Here is a 439-nt window from a genome sequence, read left to right on the forward strand (position 1 = left end):
GGATTAGCCAGCTGGTGAGGTAACGGCTCACCAGGGCGACGATCCCTAGCTGGTCTGAGAGGATGACCAGCCACACTGGAACTGAGACACGGTCCAGACTCCTACGGGAGGCAGCAGTGGGGAATATTGCACAATGGGCGCAAGCCTGATGCAGCCATGCCGCGTGTATGAAGAAGGCCTTCGGGTTGTAAAGTACTTTCAGCGGGGAGGAAGGGTGAAAAGCGAATAACTTTTCACATTGACGTTACCCGCAGAAGAAGCACCGGCTAACTCCGTGCCAGCAGCCGCGGTAATACGGAGGGTGCAAGCGTTAATCGGAATTACTGGGCGTAAAGCGCACGCAGGCGGTCTGTTAAGTCAGATGTGAAATCCCCGGGCTCAACCCGGGAACTGCATTTGAAACTGGCAGGCTTGAGTCTCGTAGAGGGGGGTGGAATTC

The 439-nt window shown here is 55.8% G+C and carries 1 rRNA gene; it reads left to right on the forward strand.

What is annotated here, in order from left to right:
• Positions 1–439: ribosomal RNA gene (locus GS12_RS22830) — 16S ribosomal RNA — on the forward strand; the annotation flags it as partial.

Origin of the sequence: Erwinia oleae (assembly GCF_000770305.1) — a bacterium.
Lineage (GTDB): Bacteria > Pseudomonadota > Gammaproteobacteria > Enterobacterales > Enterobacteriaceae > Erwinia > Erwinia oleae.